The sequence below is a fragment of the Candidatus Termitispirillum reticulitermitis genome, assembly GCF_054655775.1.
The window spans coordinates 1-1,135 of record NZ_BAAIHG010000157.1; the positions used below are offsets into that span (position 1 = coordinate 1).

Genomic DNA, 1,135 nt, shown 5'->3' on the forward strand with positions numbered 1-1,135 from the left:
GTTGACTACAAAAGAGTTAAAGTCTGTTTTTGTTATGGAAAAGGGATTGCGAAAGGAATTAAACAAGATTTTTGGTGGAAATTTAGTGCAGAGTTATAGAGATAGCATTACAGAAACCATTGAAAATGTAATCAAGGGTTTGCCTATTTACAGGGCTAACTTGGAAATTAAGTTTAAGGACCAAAAAAGACCGCAAGCTGCCGCCGATACGGACAGAGGTGTTATCACTTTCTATATGACGCAAGACAGCTACAATTTTATGCACAAAGGCGTAAGTGAAGAAGACTATAGGGAGGGAGTTTGGGATATAGTTGGGACATTTTTTCATGAGTATAACCATTTTAAGTGCAATGGAGAAGTGGGGGAGATAGCATACAATAGGTATGGGGAAGATTATATATTCTTTCATACTGATAAGAATGACGATGAAGGCAAAAGTAAGAAAAACAAATACCTAAATTACCTATCCATTGTTGAAGAGGTAGAATGCTTTGCCTATCAATATGCTATTAAACAGATGCTCTCTGGAGATGAACCGAGCGAGTATCATTATGAGGAGGATGCATATGTGGAGGATGCATATGATGATGATGTTGTTGTTAAGGACAAAGAAGCTTATAATGACGAAATGGATTATGACGAAGTATATCGTAGCAAGGATATGAATCGTCTGGTGAGAAAGACGTATGAGTTATTTAAGACTGTTGCAGTGACGCAGTTGGAAGAGGCAAAAGAAGCTTATGAAGAAGAGAATAAAAAGGAACGGAAGAATACTGTAAAAAAGTAGGGATAGGTTTCAACCCTAACCCGTTCACGAGGTTGCCCCTCCCCCGTCAAGGGGGGGGAGGGGCAAGAGACGCGAAAGTCGTTTAGCGTAGAAAATAATCGTCCCTTACCGTCCCATAAGCATCCTTTAAGGTTGCCCCATACTACATACTGTTGCATCCCCCAACGGGGGTGACTGATAAAGATTAACGTAATAAGGGAATCGCGAGCTGTAGAATACGCAAAATAACGACTAACGCAACAGCGGCGTAAGCTGCGCCCTCGTAGAGGGCTAATGCATAGTTTATAACGGCGGCAGTCACTTCGGTATTGCCGCCGTTTATATATGGTTTATCGTGGCTCACACCGC

The 1,135-nt window shown here is 41.3% G+C and carries 1 pseudogene; it reads left to right on the forward strand.

From position 1 onward, the window contains the following. Nucleotides 1–787, forward strand: a pseudogene (locus AC1MDJ_RS07975) (hypothetical protein); the annotation flags it as partial. Nucleotides 788–1,135: the final 348 nt, after the last annotated feature.